The organism is Bacillus sp. 37MA, from assembly GCF_000372765.1.
In the GTDB taxonomy this organism is placed as follows: Bacteria; Bacillota; Bacilli; order Bacillales; family Domibacillaceae; genus Domibacillus; species Domibacillus aminovorans.
In genome coordinates, this window is the sequence record NZ_KB889752.1 from 3,231,111 (window position 1) to 3,232,256 (window position 1,146).

A 1,146-nucleotide genomic window follows, 5' to 3' on the forward strand; every position below is an offset into this window, starting at 1 on the left:
CGTAAGTAAGTAAGATCCCTTGAAGATGACGAGGTAGATAGGTTCGGGGTGGAAGTGTGGCGACACATGGAGCTGACGAATACTAATCGATCGAGGACTTAACCAATAACGAAAAGTGCCAGTTGGCCTATTTGGGCTGGCTGGGGCTGGACAACACGAAACAACACTTGGTGTTATACGTATCATACGAATCCCTTATATCCAGTTTTGAAAGAACATCTTTCTTTCGAACTTCATAGTCAGGTGGCATTAGCGAAGAGGTCACACCCGTTCCCATCCCGAACACGGCAGTTAAGCTCTTCAGCGCCGATGGTAGTTGGGGGTTTCCCCCTGTGAGAGCAGGACGCCGCCTGGCGATTTAATTATACAAATATGGAGGATTAGCTCAGCTGGGAGAGCATCTGCCTTACAAGCAGAGGGTCGGCGGTTCGATCCCGTCATCCTCCACCATTTATTTTTTTAACGCCGGTGTAGCTCAACTGGTAGAGCAACTGACTTGTAATCAGTAGGTTGGGGGTTCAAGTCCTCTTGCCGGCACCATTTTTAAGAGCCATTAGCTCAGTTGGTAGAGCATCTGACTTTTAATCAGAGGGTCGAAGGTTCGAATCCTTCATGGCTCACCATTCATATTGCGGGTGTGGCGGAATTGGCAGACGCACCAGACTTAGGATCTGGCGCCGCGAGGCGTGGGGGTTCAAGTCCCTTCACCCGCACTTTGCGGAAGTAGTTCAGTGGTAGAACATCACCTTGCCAAGGTGGGGGTCGCGGGTTCGAATCCCGTCTTCCGCTCCAGATAATTTAACTATATTTGCGCCCGTAGCTCAATTGGATAGAGTATTTGACTACGAATCAAAAGGTTAGAGGTTCGAGTCCTCTCGGGCGCGCCATTTATTAGGGGCCTTAGCTCAGCTGGGAGAGCGCCTGCTTTGCACGCAGGAGGTCAGCGGTTCGATCCCGCTAGGCTCCACCAAATTTATTCTTGACACTTTAAAAGTAAAGTGATAGGATAGTACAAGTCTTAAACAATTGAACATTGAAAACTGAACAAAATCAATAAAAACGTCAACGTTTTAGTTTTAAATCTTATCTGGCAGATGCCTGTCATCTGCAGATAAACAAATGAGCAAGTCAAACACTTTTTGGAGA

General features: G+C 47.7%; 7 tRNA genes and 1 rRNA gene. All 8 read left to right on the forward strand.

What is annotated here, in order from left to right:
- Positions 1–239: 239 nt before the first annotated feature.
- The 8 genes from rrf (at position 240) to A3M5_RS0117725 (ending at position 970) form a co-directional block, all read left to right on the forward strand.
- Positions 240–355, forward strand: a 5S ribosomal RNA gene (gene rrf / locus A3M5_RS0117690).
- A gap of 19 nt (positions 356–374) precedes the next feature.
- Positions 375–450 (forward strand) — tRNA-Val (locus A3M5_RS0117695).
- Positions 451–464: 14 nt separating this feature from the next.
- Positions 465–540: transfer RNA gene (locus tag A3M5_RS0117700), tRNA-Thr, on the forward strand.
- A 7-nt stretch (positions 541–547) separates the two neighbouring features.
- Positions 548–623: transfer RNA gene (locus tag A3M5_RS0117705), tRNA-Lys, on the forward strand.
- A gap of 8 nt (positions 624–631) precedes the next feature.
- Positions 632–713: transfer RNA gene (locus tag A3M5_RS0117710), tRNA-Leu, on the forward strand.
- Between the two features lie 4 nt (positions 714–717).
- Positions 718–792, forward strand: a tRNA-Gly gene (locus A3M5_RS0117715).
- An 18-nt stretch (positions 793–810) separates the two neighbouring features.
- Positions 811–887, forward strand: a tRNA-Arg gene (locus tag A3M5_RS0117720).
- 7 nt (positions 888–894) lie between these two features.
- Positions 895–970, forward strand: a tRNA-Ala gene (locus A3M5_RS0117725).
- Positions 971–1,146 lie beyond the last annotated feature (176 nt).